Source organism: Pseudomonas sp. NPDC089406 (assembly GCF_044900265.1).
Taxonomy (GTDB): Bacteria; Pseudomonadota; Gammaproteobacteria; order Pseudomonadales; family Pseudomonadaceae; genus Aquipseudomonas; species Aquipseudomonas fakonensis.
In genome coordinates, this window is sequence record NZ_JBJDNC010000036.1 from 19318 (window position 1) to 38133 (window position 18816).

The following is an 18816-nucleotide window of genomic DNA, read 5'->3' on the forward strand; positions in this document are numbered from 1 at the left end:
GATGCAAGGGGGGCTCAGTTTACTTCAGGCTTTACCGGGCATTTGCTCAGAAAAGTCGCAAGGCCTTGCTGGTATTGTTCCGCCGGCATCAAGTCAGAGTGGCGCGGGATGCTGTAGGCAAGTTTCTTGCGCTCGAGCGCGGCAGAGCTGATGGCGTAGAAGTCAGCGCATTCACGTATGTGGGTGATTTCATCCCAGCGCAGCCCACCCGCCCTGACCTTGGGAGGGGGCGTGAGGGTGAACCCCTGATCGTCGAATGTCAGGCGATAGCGGCCCTCGTGCAACACCAGCATTCGCCGTATGGCGCTTTCGGCAAGGCGTTCGTGGATCCGGCGAAATCGCATGGGTTTAGCCTTTGCCAGGGCAGGCGGGGGGCGACGACGACAAAAGCGCCACCAGTACGGAATGAACAGCAGCGTGGCGATCACGATGGCGATCACCTTTTCGGGCTTACCAACATAAGGCATGAAGAAGTACACCGCCGTTGCAGCCAAAGGCAGGGCCAGGAGCTGGAAGGCCGCTGTATGCCTGAGTTGCCTGTGTTGCCAGCGCCGCACGCTCTCGTACATTCGGTCCTCCCAGGCCATTTCCTTGGCGAGTTTTATCGCCACGCGGATTTCGGTATGGGCCGGGGTGATGCTGTAGTGCAGTTCCATTGAGTATGCTGCCGATGTCCATGTTCGGGAGGGCCGGCAGTGTACCGGATCCAAAGTTGCCGTGAGCAACTTCTAACCGCTCTGGCTCAGCCTGCCCATTCATAGCTGATCAAATGGTCAACCCTACTAAAGTATTGGATTGGCTACCATTCGTCGTGGGTTCTGCTCAAAAAATGAACATTCCCAATAGTTAGCGCTCTCATGATCCAGCAGGCGCGAGTGATCGGCACCGCGCAGTGCACCCAGCAAGACGAAGGACGCTGAACACCCGCCCCCATGCGCATTTCATCATGCCCATGGGTTTTTTTTTAACTGAGTGATCTGGAGCAGCAACACCCCTTCGATCAGCACTCGCCTGGCGAGCTGCGAAATTACAGAACCACCGATAATTTGAGCGTGTACATGCAGGTTTGATCATTACAGTGCGATCAAGGCATTCGCCTGCCTGCGGCAAGTTAATCGAGACGGTATGAAGTGAGGATGTAGACGTGGAGTTCAATACAATTATTAGCCTGTTCGGGCAAAAAGAATCCATGGAACTGGTACGTTTGTCAGTTGTGTATGTTCATTTACTGGCCTGTTGCGTGGCCATCGGTTTGGTCTTTGCCAGCGACGTGGCAATGGTCAAGGCCTTGTTCAAGGGCCGTGGTACTGCCGGCCATGATGCCAACCACCTTGCCGGCTTGCAGAAATCGGTGGGCAATGCGCTGATCTTCCTGTGGCTGACCGGGGCTGCGGTGATCGGTATCGATTATGTTGAAAAGGGCATGCAGTATTTTGCCAACCCGAAACTTCAGGCCAAAGTGCTGATTGTATTGTTACTGACCTTCAATGGCCTGTTGTTGCACCGGCATGTATTGCCGGCAATGCAGAAAGTCGGCTCGTTGCTTGACCTGAACATCGGCATGCGCCTGTTCGCCCTGTTTGCCGGTGCGTTCTCCGGTGTGTCCTGGCTGTATGCCGCCATGCTTGGTGTCGGCCGGCCGCTGGCCTGGAAGTACTCGCTGAGCGAACTGCTGATGGCCTACCCGGTGTTGATCGTGCTGGGCTTTGCCTCGATGGTGGCGCTGACCCAGTGGGCGCGCCAGCGCAACAAGGCTGAGCCGATGCTGCCAGGCATGATGCAGCCACAATGGGCACTGGCGGGGATTCACGCGCGCTGATTGAAGGCCCCGTCGCCCGCAAGCTGGCTGCTGCAGTGGACCGCGCCGTCATCGGTAACGCGTTCGCTGCGGCAGCCGGCTTGCCGGCGACAGGGCCGGCCGGTCAAGCCTCGAACGTACCGGCCAGCAGCGGCGCAGGCTCCACCCGGCCATCGCCATGCAGCAGTACCAGCGCCCCGTCATCCGCGCGCTGGGCCGCTACCGGGGCATTGCGGTTCCAGTGCTCGACGAGCATGTCCCTCTCCCAGCTCTTCAAACCCTTCTTGACGACCCAGCCATAGATCGGTTCATGCAGCCAGCTGCCGTCGCTGTTGGCGATGCCGGTGTGCAGCCCCTCGCTTGCATGAACGCCGGGCTCATCGGGCGCTATTGTGCAAAACCAGCCGTAGCCTGTGCCCCATTTCAGGGCGACCACCTCATGCACCAGTGGCAGTACTTCACGGCCTTCGCGGGTGTCATAGACATTTTTGAACCATTGCTCCCAGCCGCCCTTGTACTCGACGCACTTCGAAACCTGGACATAGCGGTTTGCTTCCCCGGCCGGTGCCAGGTCTTCATCGCTTATGCCTCGCGAAGGCAACCACGACAGGTAGCCGATGCTGGTATAGGCCACCGGCACCAGCAGCTTGCCGCTGCAGTCGAGCATGCCGCTTTGCTCGTAGTCGCCAACGACCATGCGCAGGCTGCCGTCGGCCCACTGTTCAGTGGCGTCGACTTCAGTGACGAACACCTCCAACGCCTCGTATTGCGGATCGACCACCAGGTGCCCCTGGGTGTTGATCAGGCCGCGCAGGCCGTTGCGTTTGGGAATCCAGGCATGCAGCCCCTCGTTCCAGTCGATGTCATACCAGGTGGGCGCCACCACCCAGTTGCCTTGCCGGTCGATTACCCCCCAGTGATCGCCCTCGCGGGCCGCTGCTTGGTTGGCTGGCGAGAAGTCGCCGGTATCGACGAAGCGCGGTGTTATCACCCATTTGCCACTGGGGTCGATGAAGCCGAACAGCTCACCCACCTGCGCGGCCGCCAGGCCCTGGGCAAAATCACAGACAGCGTCCAGCTCGCAAGCCAGAACCTGATTGCCTGCGCGGTCGATCAGCCCGACCTTGTCGTCAAGCAACACCGCCGCCACGCCTGCATCGAACGGCCAGATCGCCTGATAACGCGGCGCTGTGACCCGCGCCGCACGCTCATCGCGCCCGGCACGGATACCCCACAGGCCCTGCACCTCAAAGCGATACAGGCCGCCACCGAGGTAGGCGTCATCGATGGCCGTTTCGGCTTCGTATTCATCGAAGCACACCTCGATCGGCTCCTCGGCCTCGGCAAAGTACGGGTGGTCGAGGCCGCCCAGGCCGAAGCGCCAGGCCCAATCGCTTGCATCCTGCAGATCGCTGACATTCAGCAGCTTCAACACACCCGGCACATCGCCTGCGGCCATGCGCTCACGCAACGCCAGCCAGCGTTCGTTGCATTCCTGGCGCACCGCAGCGGCAAACCCGGCGGGGTCGCTGTCGTCCAGCCAGCACAGTTCGTCGAGGTTGGCGTTGAACCAGCATTCGCAGCCTTCGTAGTCCTCGTCGAGCAGCCGCTCCAGCCAAAGCGCCGCGCCTTCGAGTTGCAGGCAGTACTGCAAGCCCTTGTCGGTTTCGCGGCCAATCAGAAATGCCGCTACCTGGAACAGGCGTTCATGGGCGGCGCGAGCGGGGGCCCGCAAACCATCGGTGCCGGCATCGCCGAACACCCGCTGGGTCGTGTCGGACGGGGTGATCTCACTGCTGGCCAGCAGAATCTGCCACAGGGTTGGCAGGGTATTGTTGGAACTGGCGATTTCGCGCGACGGCGCATCGCCATCCTGCTCCGATTGCAGGTAAAGCCAGGCACGGTTGCCCATGGTGACGTCCTTGTGAAGGCTTGCTCAAAAGAGGCGGTACGGTAGCGTATTGCCATCGCGCTTGCGAGGCGGACGTTGCGTAAATGCCCTGTTCGCGCTAAACCTGCGGCGGCCAGTATGTACGGCACAACCCTGGAGAGCAGCATGATCAAAGTCGGCGAACACCTGCCCGAGGTGACGCTTTACCAGTACAGCAGCGGGGAGGGCGGTTGCCCGGTCGGCCCGCAGGGGTTTTCCGTCAGCGAACGCTGCAAGGGCCGCAAGGTGGTGATCTTTGCGTTGCCTGGCGCCTTCACGCCGACCTGCTCGGAGCGCCATGTGCCGGGTTACATCGCTCAAGCCCGTGAGCTGTTCGATGCCGGCGCCGACGAGATTCTCTGCGTGGCCGTGAACGATGCCTTCGTCATGGACGCCTGGGGCAAGACCTTCCCCACCCAAGGGCTGGTGCAGATGATCTCCGATGGCAACTGCGCCTTCACCGATGCCCTGGGCCTGGCTCAGGATTCCTCGGCCCGCGGCATGGGCCGGCGTTCGCAGCGTTATGCGCTGCTGGTGGACGACGGTGTGGTGCGGCATGTTGCTGTGGATGCGCCGGGCAAGCTTGAGGCCAGCGATGCGCAGAGCCTGCTGGCGGTGTTGCAAGCGCAGGCCTGACGATACCCCCTGTAGGAGCCGGCTTGCCGGCGATAGGGCCATAAGCTTCAACACAGGTTGCAGGCCCGGCCTCATCGCCGGCAAGCCGGCTCCTACAGGGTTCGCGCCACCCCATCCATTTGCTGCAAAAGAGGCCGGATGAACCGAATCGAACTGCGCAAGGCCGACATCAACCTGATGGTGGTGTTCGAGGCACTGATGCAAGAGCGCAACCTGACCCGCGCCGCAGAAAAGCTGTTCGTCGCCCAACCCACTATCAGCGCCGCGCTGGCCAGGTTGCGGGTGATGTTCAACGACCCGCTGCTGATCCGCGTGGGCAACCGCATGGAGCCGTCGGCCCGGGCGGCAGAGGTGATCAAGCACCTCACCCCGGCGCTGGATGCGCTGTCCACCGCCCTGAGCCTGACCCACGACTTCGACCCGCCAACCAGCAACATGACCTTTCGCATCGGCTTGTCCGACGATGTCGAATCTGGCTTGTTGCCGCCGTTGCTGCGTGCCCTGCGTGAGGAGGCGCCGCATGTGGTCGTGGTGGTGCAGCATGTGGACTACTGGCGCATCCCCGACCTGCTGGCCTCGGGCGAGGTAACGGTGGGTATCAGCCAGACCCGCGGCCTGCCGGCCAATGCCAAGCGCAAGGTGCTGCGTACCCTGCAGGCACGGGTATTGCGGGCCGACAAGGCGGATACGCCGCTGACCCTGGACGAGTTTTGCCAGCGCCCGCATGTGCAGGTGTCGCCGACGGCCAACACCCACGGCATCGTCGATGACTGGTTAAAGGAGATCGACCGCTCGCGCAGCGTGATGCTGTCGGTGCCGCATTTCAGCTCGCTGCCGGCGTTGCTCGCCGACTCCGACCTGCTGGCCTGCTGCCCGGACTACGCAGCCCATGCCATGGAGCGCTGGAGCAACCTGCGTGCCGAGCCGCTGCCGTTCGAGACGTTGCCGCTGGAGCTGGCCATGGTGTGGTTGAGCACCACCGACAATGACCCTGCCGAACGTTGGCTGCGGGGGCGGCTGGAGCAGCACATGGCCGCCGGTAGCCGGCTTGCTGGCGAAGGGGCTCAATAGCAGGCCCGACGCAATCGCCGGCAAGCCGGCTCCTACAGGCTCGCGCCGAATCCAGTGCTTGCGCTGTACCTGTAGGAGCAGGCTTGCCTGCGATCACCGGCTCAGCCGGTGCCATACACCGCGTCGCCTGCTTCGCGGGTAAACCCGCTCCCACAGGATTGCGCAGGACCTGAATCAGGCGCTGTACCTGTAGGAGCGGCTTTAGCCGCGAACACCGGCGCAGCCGGTGCCATGCATCGCGTCGTCTGCTTCGCGGGCAAGCCCGCTCCCACAGGATTGCGCAGGGCCTGAATCAGGCGCTGTACCTGTAGGAGCGGCTTTAGCCGCGAACACCGGCGCAGCCGGTGCCATGCATCGCGTCGTCTGCTTCGCGGGCAAGCCCGCTCCCACAGGATTGCGCAGGGCCTGAATCAGGCGCTGTACCTGTAGGAGCGGCTTTAGCCGCGAACACCGGCGCAGCCGGTGCCATGCGCCGCGTCGCCTGCTTCGCGGGTAAACCCGCTCCCACAGGATTGCGGCAAACCCTGGGCCGGCGAACTGCCCTGAAAAACCTGCCCTTTGCTCAAGGCTCCTGCAGGCTACCCAGGGCCTGGCGCCCTTGTGGCGACAGAAACGGCTCCAGCTGTTGCCAACTGAAGGCCGCGTCCACCTCACAACCATCGCCCCTGGCCTGGTTGGCCAAACGCATACCTTGGGTGTCGAAGGTCAGATCGTAGGTTTCGTAACCTGCCACGTCAGGGCAGTCCCCGTCCGCAGGGACCTGGGTGCGTAGCCAATCGGCAAAAGGCTTTGGCAGCTTGACGCCGCCGGTAAAGCTGTCGTACCAGCCAAAGTGCGTATCAAGCCAGGCCCAGGGGTCGACGCTTTCACCGGTTTGCAAGTCCCAGCTATGAAAGCCCCAGCTGATGCTGTTGGCGCCGTAGCCGGCAGGCCAGCGGTAGAAACGCACGGTGAGCCAGCGGGATGACCGGTACACAGGCTCAATGATGACCTCACTGCTTTCGGCTTGACCATACTGGACCATGAACCGGCGCCGTTCCTGGTTGATGGTCTCTGTGTTTTGCTCGCCTGCCGCCAGGCGTGCCAGCTCCCGGTTGATCCTGGCGATGGCCGCGCCATTGCCCTCGAGCTCGAGGGCCAGCACCTGGGCGGCTTGGGTCTTGACCCGGTAGCCATGACCGTCGAGGGTGACCCGCTCCACCTTGGCCGGCGGCAGCGCAGCCTCGACGGGCAGGTTGTAGTCATCGCCGTCACACCCTTCGAGGCTCGAGCGTGTCAGCACCACCGGCAGAGGGGGCGCGCCCGAGGCCTTGCGCCAAGTGCCTGTCAAGGTATCGGTGTGTACCTCGTCCAGGCTCCAGAACCCGGTGTTACCGTTCTCGACCCATGTCTGGCTGGCTGTTTCCCGGCTCAGGCGAATCGGTGTGCGGTAGCGCTGGTAGTAGTAGCTGGCGTAGTAGTCAGGCTCTTTGTTGAAGCAGACCGTGATCGCACTTTTGCCGAGCGTGCCTTTCCACACCCCTGGCAGGCCGAAGGGCTCGGCGCTGGCATGACCTGCGCCGATCATCAGGGCCAGCGCTGCCAGTGCGCCACGCACCACACCCGCCTCACTGCTCGCCATGGGCGGCCTTCCATTCATCGATGTAGGCCAGGTAGGCATCCTCTTCGGTATCGACTGTTTGGCCTGCGTAGGTGGCAAACAGCACGCCGGGCAGTTGCAGGCCGCGCTCGCGGAGGGTGGCCAGGTCCGGGACGAAGTTATCGGCGAACGGGTCGAAGGCGATGCTGTAGCTGCTGAAACCGCCCTCGGCGAAGCGCTGCACAAGGCCTGCGTAGAAGGCGGTTGCGTCGGACTCGGCGCCGGCTTGCCACCAGCCCTGGCCGTACCAGTACAGCAGCAGCGCAGTACCGGCGTCACACAGCGGGTGGGCAAGGATGGCCCGCGGCGCCAGCAGGCCGTCGTCCCAGTTCAGGTGGGCGGCCAGGTAGTGGAGCTCTTCCTTGCTTTGCAGGTCGGCCACGCATACCAGGTCTTCTGGTGCCTTGTAGAACTGCTCGCTCCAGTAGGTGAGGGTGTCGCGCATGTCGGCGTCTTCGAGCATGCCCAGCAGGGTGGCGCGGTCGGCGATGCCGTTGAGTTCGGCGCATTCGCTGGCACGCAGGAATTGCTCGCGGGTTAGCAGGTGGGGCATGGGGTGTCGTCCTTGATAGAGGGTGGCAAAGCCGGGGTTGATAGCCCAGTTGGCCGGCAATATCAAGGGCGCTATGCGTTGCCTGGCTCAGGCCACCAGGCCCTGGGCGTTGGCGGCGGTGATGGCGACGATGAACAGGATGTAGCCGAGGATGGCGGTGTAGGCGCCTTGTTTGAATGCAGTGGCCATGTTGGCGGCTCCGGCGGTGGCTTGTGTGGCTTAAGCATGCTGGAGCTGCCGGGTGGGCGGAAACGATGGTTGGCGATGGTGACTATCGAGAGGGTTGATAGGCCTGCCAGGGCCTCATCGCCGGCAAGCCGGCTCCTACAGGGGCCGGCACAGGCTGTTCACAGCAACCCTTGCAAACTCTGCAGAATGGCCCCGGCATCGTAGGGCTTGCGAATCACCGGCACCTGCTGCAAATGCCCAGGGATGCTCACGCTGTCGCCATACCCAGTGGCGAACAAGAACGGGATGCCCCGGCGCACCAGCTCATCGGCTACACAGATCGAGGTGCCGGTGCCCAGGTTGATGTCCAGGATGGCGGCATGCGGCGTGCGGCTACCCAGCAGGCGCAGCGCTTCGTCTTCGGAGCTGGCGGTGATCACGTCCTTGATCTGCGCATCGTTGAGAATCTGCTCCAGGCCCACGGCAATCACCAGTTGGTCCTCGAGAATCAGCACGCAGGTGTCGCTGCGCGCGGCGAACACGCTGGCGACAGGCGCCAGCGCTGCCACCGGGCGGGCGGCTTCGGTGGCCTCGATCACCGTCAGGTGCCGGGCCGGGATTCTGAAAAAGCCCTGCAGCCCTTCGGGCAGGTACTGCACGCTGCTGGTGCCGCCCAGATCGAACGGGATGCTGCGGTCGATCAGCACGGTGCCAAAGCCGCTGCGACTCGGCGCGCGCACCGTCGGGCCGCCGCTCTCGCGCCAGGTGATGTCGCAGGCATTGCCGGCATCCAGCGCCCAGCTCACGCTCAACTTGCCGCCGGCCTGGGACAGTGCGCCGTATTTGGCGGCGTTGGTCGCAAGCTCATGCAGCACCAGGGCCATCACCGAAAACGCACGGGCGTCGAGGATCACGTTGGGCCCGCACAGCTCGATGGCCTCGGCCGAGGTGCGGTAGGGCGACAGCTCGGCCTCCAGCAGTACGGCCAGGCGCCCGCCGCCGTCGCCGCGCACCACTTGGTCGTGGGCCAGGGACAGCGCGTGGATGCGGCCCTTGAGCGTGGCCACGTAGTCCTTGAGGGTCTGGCTTTCCGTGGTGGGGTGGGCCACCAGCGCGCCGATCAGCGACAGGATGTTCTTCACCCGGTGGTTGAGCTCTTCGTTGAGGATGCGCTGGCGCACCTCGGCCTTGGAACGCTCGTTGGCCAGCAGTTCGCTGTTGTGCAGCGCCACCTCGACGATGGCGGTGCGGATGGCCTCGCCGAACTGGCGGTCCTGCTCGCTCCAGGGCAGCGACTGCTGGTGCACGGTCTCCTTCCAGATGGCGAAGCTCTTGCGCGGCGTCAGGCGGTCGCCCAACGCGCCGCTGCCGTAGGTCTTGTTCGGATCGCCCGCCCAGTCCAGGGTTTCGACCACTTCCTTGCGAAACAGCATCAGGTAGTCGCGGGGTTGCTGCGACATGGGGATGACCAGCACCCCGGACACCTCGGCGAAATACTCCTGGGCCGCCGGGTGGGCCATGGACAGGCGATTGGAGGCCCAGGTGCGGCCTTCGCAGACCCCTTCAGCCAGGCCCAGCAGGTCAGGGATGGCCGCCTTGGGCGGGGTCAGCCCGGCCGACGACCAGCGCCCCTGCAGCGACATGCCGATACCGTCGCAGGGGATCAGCGACTGGAACTGCGCCAGGCGCGAATGGAAGAACGCCTCGATGTCCTGGGCATGGTTGGCGTCGCGCAGCAGGGCGTCCAGGGCCTTGTGCACCTTCACCGCGGCTTCGAGGTTTTGCCGGGTGCGCAGGGTCTGGATGTGCAGCGAGAAGAACTCGCCGAACATTTCTGCCGCCACCCGCTGGCCCATGGCCAGGGTGCGTGGCGCGTAGTGGTGGCAGGCGATCAGCCCCCACAGCTCGCCGTTGACGATCACCGAAATCGACATCGAGGCGCCCACGCCCATGTTGGTGAGGTATTCGCAGTGGATCGGCGAGACGCTGCGCAGGTGGGCGTAGGAGAGGTCCAGCGGTTCACCGGACGGGTCGCGCACGGGCTCGATCGGCACGGTCTTGAACTTGGCGTCGGAGATGATGCGGATCGGGTTGCGCAGGTACAGGGCGCGGGCCTGCTGGGGGATATCCGAAGCCGGGAAGTACTGGCCGAGGAAGCTTTCCAGGTCGCCGCGCTTGGCCTCGGCCACCACCTTGCCGGCACCGTCCGCGCCCAGCTGGTAGATCATCACCCGGTCGTAGCCCAGCACCGCCCGCACGAAGCGTGCGGCATCGCGGAACAGCTTGGTGGTCTGGTCGACTTCGCGCAGCTGGGCGATCAGCGTGCGGGCCAGCTCGATGGGTTCGGCGATGCTGGCGCCGGCCGGTTCGAATTCCAGGATGGCCGTGCCCTTGAACAGATGGGCGCTGATGTCGAAGGCGCGGCCGTTGGGCAAGTGCACGCCAAAGGTCAGCGCTGGCCGGGCGGCTTCGCGGGTACGCGCCAAGGCATTGCGCAGGGTATGGGCCACCTCGGCGCCGAGCAGGGCGTGCAGCTTCTGGCCGTTGATCTCGCCCTGTACCCCGAGCATGTCGGCCGCGTTCGCCGAATGACGCAACACCGTGACCGCCGACGCATCGCAGGCCAACAGGCAGCCGTGGGGTTGGATACTGCCCGGGATCTGGATCGGTTCGCGGTCGCAGTTGGTCAGGTTGACTTGGGGGGTGTTGGTCATGGAGGCCTGCTGGAGGGGGGCGGGGTGATGGCTCAGGTACAGTACAGCATTGGTTGGGCAAACGTGGGAATGTGCAGGCCAGATTTGTGCGAGGCATCTTCGTTCCCTGTGGGAAGCGGCCTTGTGTCGCGATTGGGTCGCGTAGCGGCCCCGGGATCTTTGTTCCTTTCAAAAATGCCGGGGCTGCTCTGCAGCCCATCGCGACACAAGGCCGCTTCCCACAAGATTGCGCGATGCCAGAATCAAGCGCTGTACCTGTAGGAGCCGGCTTGCCGGCGATGAGGCCGGTTCAGGCAGCACAAGACAGCTGCTCCCACAGGTACCGCATCAATCCATCGAGTCCGGCCTCACCGCCACCCCGGCGCCGACAGGCATTCGACAAAAAAATCCGCCAACGCCTGCACCTTCCTCGGCCTGGCCCGTGCCGACGGGGTGACGAAATACAAACCGCCCTGGGTCATGCCCCAGTCCGGCAACACCCGCTGCAGGCGCCCATCGGCCAGGTATTCGGCGGCGATGAACTCCGGCAGCTCGGCAATTGCCACCCCGGCCAGCAACGGCGCCACCAGAGCATCCGAGTTGGTCACCCGCAACGGCCCGCGCGGGGTCACGTCGTACTCGCCGCCATCGCCATGGGTAAAGCGCCACACCTGGCTGCGCGCCCGGTAGGCGTAACTCATGCAGATGTGGCTGGCCAGCTCACGCGGGTGCTCGGGGTGGCCTTGGCGCTCAAGGTAGGAAGGCGCCGCCACCAGGTACTGGGTCACCGAACAGATGCGCCGCGCCACCAGCGAGGAGTCGGGCAGGGCAGCGATGCGCAGCGCCGCGTCGAAGCCATCGGCCACCAGGTCCACCGTCGAGTCCGACAGGTGCAGGTCCAGCTCCAGCCCGGGGTAGCGTGCCAGCAGCTCAGGCAACAGCGGCGCCACCCAGCGCAGGCCGAACGACATCGGCACTGCCAGGCGCACCAGCCCGCGTGGCTGCACCGACAATTCCTGGGCCTCGCTCTCCATCTCTTCGGCCTGGCGATACAGCGCGCTGGCCTGCTCGACCATGCGCTGGCCGAACTCGGTCAGCGACAGCTGGCGCGAGGTGCGGTTGAACAGGCGTCCACCGAGGCGCTCCTCCAGGCGTGCCACCGCGCGGGAGACCGTGGGCACCGAGACCCCCATGGCCCGCGAGGCGGCGGCGTAGGAGCCTTCTTCGGCCACTTTGGCGAACATGGCCAGGCCTTCGAAATCGGGAATTTTTGACATTTTAAATCTGCAACGATGGGTTTCAAATGATTCTATTTTGAAAACAAGCCAAGGTCGATACGCTTCTCCCACACCCAATCGCTACCCCAAACGGGAGAAACACCATGAGCAAGAAACTCGAAGGCAAGATCGCACTGGTTACCGGCGGCACCACCGGCATCGGCCTGGCCACTGCCAAGCGTTTCGCCGAAGAAGGCGCCCACGTGTACATCACCGGCCGCCGCCAGGCCGAGCTGGACAAGGCGGTGCAGCTGGTAGGCAACGCCACCGGCGTGGCAGTCGACTCCACTCGCCTTGAGCAACTGGACGCGCTGTACGCCCGTATCCAGCAAACCCACGGCCACCTTGACGTGCTGTTCGCCAATGCCGGCGGTGGCTCGATGCTGCCCCTGGGCGAGATCACCGAGGCGCACTACGACGACACCTTTGACCGCAACGTGAAGGGCGTGCTGTTCACTGTGCAGAAGGCGCTGCCGCTGCTGGCGAAGAATGCCTCGATCATCCTCACCGGCTCCACCGCCGGCAGCTCGGGTACCGCGGCGTTCAGCGTGTACTCGGCGTCCAAGGCCGCTGTGCGGGCCTTTGCCCGCAGCTGGATCCTCGACCTGAAAGACCGCGGCGTACGGGTGAACACCCTGAGCCCCGGTGCCACCCGCACACCCGGCCTGGTAGACCTGGCCGGCCCCGATGCCGCGCAGCAGCAAGGCCTGCTGGACTACCTGGCAGCCCAGGTGCCGCTGGGGCGGGTAGGGGAGCCGGTGGAAATCGCCAATGCGGCGGTGTTCCTGGCCAGTGATGATGCAAGCTTCGTCAATGGCGCCGAGTTGTTCGTCGATGGCGGCCAGGCGCAGATCTGAGTGGTTTTCGAGAATGCCGGGGGCGCCTTGCGCCCCTTTCGCGGCACCAGGCCGCTCCTACAGAAGGCCGCATTCCCCTGTAGGAGCGGCCTTGTGCCGCGAAAGGGCTGCAAAGCAGCCCCGGCAGCCTCAAGGCATACACAAATAACGAAAGGAGTACAAATGTGCTCCTCCTGCAAAACCAAGACCTCAAACTGCATTCAGTGCATCATGAAGCACCTCCCGCACAGACCCTGAACCATGACCCGCCCGCTGTTCATCTCCCTCGACGGCCCCAAGGGCACCGGCAAGACCACCTTGCTCGAAACCGTCACCCAGGCACTGCGCGCAAAAGGCCACAAGGTCATCCGCCTGAGCGAACGCAACAACGACCCGTACCGCGCTGAAACCATGGCCCTGGTCAACCAGCTGGCGCGTAACCCCTGTGCGCAACTGGAGCTGCAGGTGTGCGAGCGCCTGGCTGACAGCCGTGCCTGGATTTCCCGGCAAGTGCTGCCCGACCAGCCCGCCGGCAGCCTTGTCCTGATCGACCGCTGGTACCCCTCCGACGCGGCGTTCCGCCGCCTTGTACCCTTTGCCGACATTCTGCAACTGAACCTTGAACGCAAGGTGCAGGTGCCGGACCTGATGGTTGGGGTGGTCACCGCGCCGCAAACCTCCTGGGCCAGGGCCGCAGCACGCACCCGCGGGCTGGGCAGTACGGTGATGTTCACGCTGCAGGAGCAGGTGGCGAGTAGCGAAGCGTTCGAACGCGCGGCGCTGGAGCAAGGCTGGATGCTTTGCCGCAACGAAGGCACGGTCGAAGCCGCGACGCAGCAGGTGTCGGAAGAGATCCTGAAGCTGTTGTAGAACGTGGGAGCGGGCTTGCCCCGCGATGAATATGGCACCGGCCAAGCCGGTGATCGCGGGCAAGCCCGCTCCCACAGGGACCGCGGAGCCTTCAAGCTTGCGCGGTGTCACCCACCGCGTGGCCTGCTTCGCGGGTAAACCCGCTCCCACAGGGATCGCGGAGCCTTCAGGCCTGCGCGGTGTCACCCACCGCGTGGCCTGCTTCGCGGGTAAACCCGCTCCCACAGGGACCGCGGAGTCTTCAGGCCTGGGCGGTGGCACTCACCGCGTGGCCTGCTTCGCGGGTAAACCCGCTCCCACAGGGACCGCGAAGGCTTCAAGCCTGTGCGGTACCTGTAGGAGCCGGCTTGCCGGCGATGAGGCCGGCACAGGCGGCACAACCCTTCAGCACCGGGCCGCAATGCGCACCAGCAGCGGCAACACCAACGCCCACAACCCGGCCAACAGCAGCGCGGTCGCCAGCGGCCCCAGGGGCAACGCAACATCGGCTAGCCTCGCACCCCCCAGGTATGCCAGCGGCCCGCCCACGGCGCCGGCCAGCGCCCCCAGCCATAACGGCCGCCCGGCCCAGGCCAGGCTGTGGCGCATGCCGCTGGCCAGCACCAGCCATAACAATGCCAGCCAAAGCGGCAACGGCCAGGCGTCGAAAGCGAACACCCCCAGCGCCGCCAGCAGGCTGTCCAGCAGCCAGCCAAGCAGCGCCACCCGGCACAACACCTTGGCTTCACCGGCGGGGCTCAGGCGCAGGTGCAAGGTCAGCCCCAACGCCACCAGCAGCAACAGCCAGGGCCGCTGCGCCCCCAGCACGCACAACCACCAGCCGGCCTGCAACCACAGGGCGTTGAAGACCCTCCAGCGGGCCTGGCCGGTCACGGCAACGGCGCGCGCCGTGCAGCGGGCCCGGCCCACAACAACTGGGCCACGCCGATGGCGCGCTCCTCGAAACCGCCCTGGCAATAGCACAGGTAGAACTCCCACAAACGCTGGAAGGTCTCGTCGTAGCCCATGCCGGTCAGCGCAGCCCGCGCCTGGCGCAGGTTGTCGCACCAGTGCTGCAGGGTGCGCGCGTAGTCGGCGCCGAAGTCTTCCATATGCACCAGGTTGAGCGCCGACTGGCGGCTGGCGGTGTGCAGCATCACGCTCAGCGACGGCAGCGCGCCGCCGGGGAAGATATAGCGCTGGATGAAGTCCACCGAACGGCGCGCCTGCTGGTAGCGCTGGTCGCGGATGGTGATCGCCTGCAGCAGCATCAGCCCGTCGGGCTTGAGCAGCGCGGCGCACTGGCGAAAGTAGGCCGGCAGGTAACGGTGGCCCACGGCCTCGATCATTTCGATGGACACCAGCTTGTCGTAGCGGCCGGTGAGGTCGCGGTAGTCATCGCAACGCACCGTCACCTGCTGCTCAAGGCCCAGGGCCTGCACCCGCTGCAAGGTGTAGGCGTATTGCGCCTGCGAAAGCGTAGTGGTGGTGACCTTGCAGCCATAGCGGGTGGCAGCATGGATGGCCAGGCTGCCCCAGCCGCTGCCGATTTCCAGCAGGTGGTCGGCTGGGCTTAGCTCAAGCTTTTGGCAGATGCATTCGAGCTTGTGCAACTGCGCCTGCTCCAGGGGTTGGCCCGGGTACTCGAAGCGTGCGGCGGAATACATCATGGTGGGGTCGAGCAACTGCTCGAACAGCGCATTGCCCAGGTCGTAGTGGGCCAGAATGTTGCGCCGGGCGCCGCGCCGGCTGTTGCGGTTGAGCCGGTGCAGAAGGCGCAGGGCCGGGCGCCCCAGGCGTGCCAGGCCGCCTTCGAGGGCGTCGAGCACCGTAAGGTTGGCGACGAACAGGCGTGCCACCCGGGCCAGGTCCGGGCTGCGCCAGTAACCATGGATATAGCCCTCGCCGGCACCGATCGAGCCATTGCCGGCCAGCAGGCCCCAGGCCGCGTCGTCGAGTACTTCCACCTCAGCCTGCAACGGGCTCTCGGCATCGCCGAAGCTCCACTGCCGGCCGTGGCTGAGCAGGCGCAGGTGGCCGTGGCGCAGCTTGCCCAACTGGGCGAGCACGGCATTGCGCGCCAGAGTGCCTAGCCAAAGCGTCAGGCCCGCGGGCTTGCTAACGCTCAGGGTGCTGTTGGGCATGGTCGGAGTCCTCGCTGGGTTGGCCGAGCGCCAGGTTGCCCCGGGCCTTGGCATGGTCATGGACGGGGGTACGCTTGAGCAGCAGGCGCAGGGCCTGCCAGTAGATGGCCGTGACGGTGCGCAGGCTCATCCACGGGAAGGCCAGGATGTAGCGGTGCAGTGCCTTGCGACTCAGCGGCTGGCGCTGCAGGGCCAGGTCGGCGGCAAACACCTGCTCGGCGCCTTGCCAGTTCTGCATGTGGATGCGCAGCCGCGCGGCATCCAGCTTGAAGCGCAGGTGGTAGTGCATGTTCAGCGGCATGAACGGCGACACATGGAAGGCCTTGGCCACCTTGAAGGACCCCGCCTGGTTTTGCTGCACCGGCAACACGTAATGAAAGCGCTCGCGCCACGGGGTGTTGCGCACCTCCAGCAGAATCGCCGCCAGTTGCCCGCCTGCTTCATGGCAAAAGTAGAAACTCACCGGGTTGAACGACAGCCCCCAGCAGCGCAGTTGCGTCAGCAGGTGCACAGGGCCGCTGGGTGTGTGGCCGCAGGCCTGGCCGACCAGGGTACGGGCTGCCTGGGCCAGAGGCATGCCTTGGCTGGTCAGGGCTGGCAGGTAGTCGGTTGCACGCCAGCACAGCGGCGCCAGGCGCCAACGCCCGAGCCAGCGCGACAGCCCCAGCCAGGCGGCCTGTTCGTCGAGGTCCAGGTAGAACATGCCCACCCGGTAACGGAAGGCATGGGCCCGCGGCACTTGGCGCCGGTGGCTGACCCAGCCCAGGCACAGGGCGCTGTTCACAGTTGCTCGCCAAAGTGCCGGGCCACGGCCAGGGCGCTGTTGACCCCGTCTTCGTGGAAGCCGTTGCCCCAGTAGGCGCCGCAGAAGTAGCTGTGCCGCTGGCCTTGCAATTGTTCTTGCCGGGCCTGTGCGGCAAGTGCGCCCTGGCTGTACTGCGGGTGGGCATAGCTGAAGCGGGCGAGGATCTGCGCCGGGTCCACCAGGGCGGTCTGGTTCAGGCTGACGCAGAAGGTGGCTGGCGCTTGCAGGCCCTGGAGGATGTTCATGTTGTAGGTCACCGCTGCGGGGGCCTGCTCGGGGTCGCCCAGGCGGTAGTTCCAGCTGGCCCAGGCACGCCGGCGGCGTGGCAGCAGGCGGGTGTCGGTGTGCAGTACCACGTCGTTGGCTGCGTAGTGAATCGCCCCCAGCACCGCGTGCTCCAGGGGGCTGGGGGCCTCCAGCAGGGCCAGGGCCTGGTCGCTGTGGCAGGCCAGCACCACCTTGTCGAAACGCTCGCTGCCGGCACTGCTGAGCAAGGTGACACCGGCTTCGTCGCGGCTTACCCGTTGCACCTTGCAGCCAAGGCGGATGCCACTTTCGAAAGGCCGGCACAGCGGCGCTACATAGCTGCGCGAGCCGCCCTGGATCACTCGCCATTGCGGGCGCTGGTTAACCGACAGCAGCCCATGGTTGCGGCAGAACGTGACGAAAAAATGCAATGGGAAGGCCAGCATGTCGGCGCGCGACATCGACCAGATCGCCGCCCCCATGGGCACGATGTAATGCTCGATGCAGCGCTGGCCGTAGCCGTTGTCGGTGAGGTAGCCACCCAGGGTGGTCCCGGCCTTGATGCGCCCGGCGTCCAGGTCTGCCACCGCCTGGCGGTTGAACCGCAGGATATCCCGCAGCATCCCCCAGAACCCGGGCGACAGCAGGTTGCGGCGCTGGGCAAAGAGTGTGTTCAGGTCATGGCCGTTGTATTCCAGCCCGCTAGCCGGGGCATGCACGGAAAAACTCATCTCGGTCGGCTGCGTGGCCACCCCCAGCAGCTCGAGCAGGCGGATGAAGTTGGGGTAGGTCCAGTCGTTGAACACGATGAACCCGGTATCGATGGCATAGCGCTCGTCGTGCCAGTCGACATCCACGGTATGGGTATGCCCTCCAATCCAGGGTTCGGCCTCGAACAGCGTCACCCGGTGCTGGCGTGACAGCAGGTAGGCGCAGGTTAGGCCGGCGATGCCGCTGCCGATAATGGCGATGTGCATGGGCTTACCCGTCCTTGTTCCGGCGTGCCATCCGTTGGCCCAAGGCCAAGCGTAGACGCGCAGGCATGGCCCCGAGCAGGCGCAGCACAAAGGTGAACAGCCCGGGGAAGGTGACTTCCAGCGGGCGCCGAGGCAGGCGCTGGGCGATGTATTCGGCAGCGCGCTGCGCTGACCACAGTTGCGGCATTGGGAAGTCGTTGCGCCGGGTCAGCGGCGTGTCGACAAAGCCCGGGCTGACCAGGGTGACATCGATGCCCTCATGGGCCAGGTCGATGCGCAGCGACTCCACCAGGTAGCGCACGGCCGCCTTGGAGGCGCCATAGGCGCCGGCCCGGGGCAGGGCCAGCCAGCTCACCGAGCTGCCCATCACCACCAGGTGCGGCTGGCGGCCGGCGCGCAGCAAGGGCAGGGCGGCTGCCAGGCAATGGCTCAGGGCAATCACGTTGGTGCGCAGCACCCGCTCGACCAGGGCCGGGTCGAAATGGCCGGGCTTCAGGTACTCGCAGGTGCCGGCATTGAGGATCACGCAGTCCAGCGCGCCCCAGGCCTGCTGAACGTGCGCAACGATGTCGGCGACCTGCTGCGGCTGGTCGAGGTCGCCGACCGCCAGCAGCACCTGCCCGGGGTAGCGCTCGGCCAGGGGCATCAGCCGCTCGGCATGGCGCCCGCCCAAGGCCACCTGGTGGCCCTGTTCCAGCAGGCAATGCGCCAGTGCCGCGCCAATGCCGCTGCTGGCGCCGGTCAGCCAGCAGCGGCTCACGCCAGCCGGCCCTTGAGCCAGCGAATGGCGCCGCCCATCAGCGGGATATGCTCGTACAGCAGGGCGCCGGCGTCGAAGTAGTCACGGTGGGTGTATACCCGCTGGCGCCATTGCAGGTGGCTGCAACCCTGCACCTCGATCGGCTGGCCGACGGCCAGGCGCGGGTGGCGAAAGTGCAAGGTCCAGCGCAGGTAGCCTTGGCCCGGGGCCACTTCGTCGGCGCCGCTGAAGCTGTAGCGGATGTTGTGCGCGTTGGCGTACAACTGGGCGAAGTAGGCCTGCAGGGCGGCAAGGCCGTGAATGTGGTGCAGAGGGTCGCGAAAGACGATGTCTTCGCTGTACAGGCTGGCCAGCGAGTCGAGGTTGCCCGCGTTCAGCTGGGCGAAACGCTCGGCGAATTGCTGCAGGTAGACAGACATGGGGGGCTCCAGGTC

Annotated in this window: 17 protein-coding genes; 5 read left to right on the forward strand and 12 right to left on the reverse strand. The window is 65.2% G+C overall.

Annotation, left to right across the window (positions count from 1 at the left end):
- Positions 1-14: 14 nt before the first annotated feature.
- Positions 15-656: a hypothetical protein gene (locus tag ACI2KK_RS22365; protein ID WP_404670636.1), complete on the reverse strand. Its 642-nt coding sequence runs from the start codon at positions 654-656 to the stop codon at positions 15-17.
- A gap of 533 nt (positions 657-1189) precedes the next feature.
- Between ACI2KK_RS22365 and ACI2KK_RS22370 the strand changes: the two genes are divergently transcribed.
- Positions 1190-1819 carry a hypothetical protein gene (locus ACI2KK_RS22370; RefSeq protein WP_404670637.1) on the forward strand — a complete coding sequence of 210 codons (630 nt, stop codon included), beginning with the start codon at positions 1190-1192 and terminating at the stop codon, positions 1817-1819.
- A 103-nt stretch (positions 1820-1922) separates the two neighbouring features.
- On the opposite strand, the gene ACI2KK_RS22375 is transcribed toward ACI2KK_RS22370, so the two are convergent.
- A complete protein-coding gene (locus tag ACI2KK_RS22375; protein WP_404670638.1) occupies positions 1923-3710 on the reverse strand; it encodes a WG repeat-containing protein in 1788 nt (595 codons plus the stop codon).
- A 144-nt stretch (positions 3711-3854) separates the two neighbouring features.
- On the opposite strand from ACI2KK_RS22375, the gene ACI2KK_RS22380 reads away from it, so the two are divergent.
- A complete protein-coding gene (locus ACI2KK_RS22380; protein WP_404670639.1) occupies positions 3855-4364 on the forward strand; it encodes a peroxiredoxin in 510 nt (169 codons plus the stop codon).
- A gap of 138 nt (positions 4365-4502) precedes the next feature.
- Positions 4503-5435, forward strand: coding sequence for a LysR substrate-binding domain-containing protein (locus ACI2KK_RS22385; RefSeq protein ID WP_404670640.1), 933 nt, complete (start codon positions 4503-4505; stop codon positions 5433-5435).
- A 562-nt stretch (positions 5436-5997) separates the two neighbouring features.
- Here ACI2KK_RS22385 and ACI2KK_RS22390 read toward each other — a convergent pair.
- The 4 genes from ACI2KK_RS22390 to ACI2KK_RS22405 all read right to left on the reverse strand — a co-directional run bounded on the left by ACI2KK_RS22390 (position 5998) and on the right by ACI2KK_RS22405 (position 11765).
- Positions 5998-7056, reverse strand: a complete 1059-nt coding sequence (locus ACI2KK_RS22390) for a hypothetical protein (protein ID WP_404670641.1) — start codon at positions 7054-7056, stop codon at positions 5998-6000.
- A complete protein-coding gene (locus ACI2KK_RS22395; protein ID WP_404670642.1) occupies positions 7043-7627 on the reverse strand; it encodes a DUF4274 domain-containing protein in 585 nt (194 codons plus the stop codon). Before ACI2KK_RS22395 ends, ACI2KK_RS22390 begins: the two co-directional genes overlap by 14 nt.
- A 347-nt stretch (positions 7628-7974) precedes the next feature.
- Entirely contained in the window at positions 7975-10509 is a 2535-nt protein-coding gene (locus tag ACI2KK_RS22400; protein ID WP_404670643.1) for an HWE histidine kinase domain-containing protein, read from the reverse strand.
- A gap of 347 nt (positions 10510-10856) precedes the next feature.
- Positions 10857-11765, reverse strand: coding sequence for a LysR family transcriptional regulator (locus ACI2KK_RS22405; RefSeq protein WP_404670644.1), 909 nt, complete (start codon positions 11763-11765; stop codon positions 10857-10859).
- A 104-nt stretch (positions 11766-11869) separates the two neighbouring features.
- Here ACI2KK_RS22405 and ACI2KK_RS22410 point away from each other — a divergent pair, with 104 nt between their 5' ends.
- Together ACI2KK_RS22410 and ACI2KK_RS22415 are read left to right on the forward strand one after the other, a co-directional pair.
- Positions 11870-12622: an SDR family NAD(P)-dependent oxidoreductase gene (locus ACI2KK_RS22410; protein WP_404670645.1), complete on the forward strand. Its 753-nt coding sequence runs from the start codon at positions 11870-11872 to the stop codon at positions 12620-12622.
- 240 nt (positions 12623-12862) lie between these two features.
- Positions 12863-13471 carry a dTMP kinase gene (locus ACI2KK_RS22415; RefSeq protein WP_404670646.1) on the forward strand — a complete coding sequence of 203 codons (609 nt, stop codon included), beginning with the start codon at positions 12863-12865 and terminating at the stop codon, positions 13469-13471.
- A gap of 384 nt (positions 13472-13855) precedes the next feature.
- Here ACI2KK_RS22415 and ACI2KK_RS22420 read toward each other — a convergent pair whose 3' ends face one another.
- The 6 genes from ACI2KK_RS22420 to ACI2KK_RS22445 are packed head-to-tail and all read right to left on the reverse strand — an operon-like array spanning position 13856 to position 18801.
- Positions 13856-14344, reverse strand: coding sequence for a DUF2878 family protein (locus ACI2KK_RS22420; protein ID WP_404670647.1), 489 nt, complete (start codon positions 14342-14344; stop codon positions 13856-13858).
- Entirely contained in the window at positions 14341-15594 is a 1254-nt protein-coding gene (locus tag ACI2KK_RS22425; protein WP_404670648.1) for a class I SAM-dependent methyltransferase, read from the reverse strand. Before ACI2KK_RS22425 ends, ACI2KK_RS22420 begins: the two co-directional genes overlap by 4 nt.
- A complete protein-coding gene (locus ACI2KK_RS22430; protein WP_404670649.1) occupies positions 15569-16378 on the reverse strand; it encodes a DUF1365 domain-containing protein in 810 nt (269 codons plus the stop codon). The genes ACI2KK_RS22425 and ACI2KK_RS22430 overlap by 26 nt, the downstream gene beginning before the upstream one ends.
- Positions 16375-17622 carry an NAD(P)/FAD-dependent oxidoreductase gene (locus tag ACI2KK_RS22435; protein WP_404670650.1) on the reverse strand — a complete coding sequence of 416 codons (1248 nt, stop codon included), beginning with the start codon at positions 17620-17622 and terminating at the stop codon, positions 16375-16377. Before ACI2KK_RS22435 ends, ACI2KK_RS22430 begins: the two co-directional genes overlap by 4 nt.
- 4 nt (positions 17623-17626) lie before the next feature.
- Positions 17627-18382, reverse strand: a complete 756-nt coding sequence (locus ACI2KK_RS22440) for an SDR family NAD(P)-dependent oxidoreductase (protein WP_404670651.1) — start codon at positions 18380-18382, stop codon at positions 17627-17629.
- Positions 18379-18801 carry a nuclear transport factor 2 family protein gene (locus ACI2KK_RS22445; RefSeq protein ID WP_404670652.1) on the reverse strand — a complete coding sequence of 141 codons (423 nt, stop codon included), beginning with the start codon at positions 18799-18801 and terminating at the stop codon, positions 18379-18381. The genes ACI2KK_RS22440 and ACI2KK_RS22445 overlap by 4 nt, the downstream gene beginning before the upstream one ends.
- Between the last annotated feature and the right edge of the window lie 15 nt (positions 18802-18816).

Excerpts from the sequence above, each read along its gene's own strand:
- ACI2KK_RS22375 (WP_404670638.1), bottom strand. The coding sequence starts at position 3,710 with ATGGGCAACCGTGCCTGGCTTTACCTGCAATCGGAGCAGGATGGCGAT.
- ACI2KK_RS22380 (WP_404670639.1), top strand. The coding sequence starts at position 3,855 with ATGATCAAAGTCGGCGAACACCTGCCCGAGGTGACGCTTTACCAGTAC.
- ACI2KK_RS22385 (WP_404670640.1), top strand. The coding sequence starts at position 4,503 with ATGAACCGAATCGAACTGCGCAAGGCCGACATCAACCTGATGGTGGTG.
- ACI2KK_RS22410 (WP_404670645.1), top strand. The coding sequence starts at position 11,870 with ATGAGCAAGAAACTCGAAGGCAAGATCGCACTGGTTACCGGCGGCACC.
- ACI2KK_RS22405 (WP_404670644.1), bottom strand. The coding sequence starts at position 11,765 with ATGTCAAAAATTCCCGATTTCGAAGGCCTGGCCATGTTCGCCAAAGTG.
- ACI2KK_RS22400 (WP_404670643.1), bottom strand. The coding sequence starts at position 10,509 with ATGACCAACACCCCCCAAGTCAACCTGACCAACTGCGACCGCGAACCG.
- ACI2KK_RS22435 (WP_404670650.1), bottom strand. The coding sequence starts at position 17,622 with ATGCACATCGCCATTATCGGCAGCGGCATCGCCGGCCTAACCTGCGCC.
- ACI2KK_RS22395 (WP_404670642.1), bottom strand. The coding sequence starts at position 7,627 with ATGCCCCACCTGCTAACCCGCGAGCAATTCCTGCGTGCCAGCGAATGC.
- ACI2KK_RS22370 (WP_404670637.1), top strand. The coding sequence starts at position 1,190 with ATGGAACTGGTACGTTTGTCAGTTGTGTATGTTCATTTACTGGCCTGT.
- ACI2KK_RS22390 (WP_404670641.1), bottom strand. The coding sequence starts at position 7,056 with ATGGCGAGCAGTGAGGCGGGTGTGGTGCGTGGCGCACTGGCAGCGCTG.
- ACI2KK_RS22415 (WP_404670646.1), top strand. The coding sequence starts at position 12,863 with ATGACCCGCCCGCTGTTCATCTCCCTCGACGGCCCCAAGGGCACCGGC.
- ACI2KK_RS22365 (WP_404670636.1), bottom strand. The coding sequence starts at position 656 with ATGGAACTGCACTACAGCATCACCCCGGCCCATACCGAAATCCGCGTG.
- ACI2KK_RS22425 (WP_404670648.1), bottom strand. The coding sequence starts at position 15,594 with ATGCCCAACAGCACCCTGAGCGTTAGCAAGCCCGCGGGCCTGACGCTT.
- ACI2KK_RS22445 (WP_404670652.1), bottom strand. The coding sequence starts at position 18,801 with ATGTCTGTCTACCTGCAGCAATTCGCCGAGCGTTTCGCCCAGCTGAAC.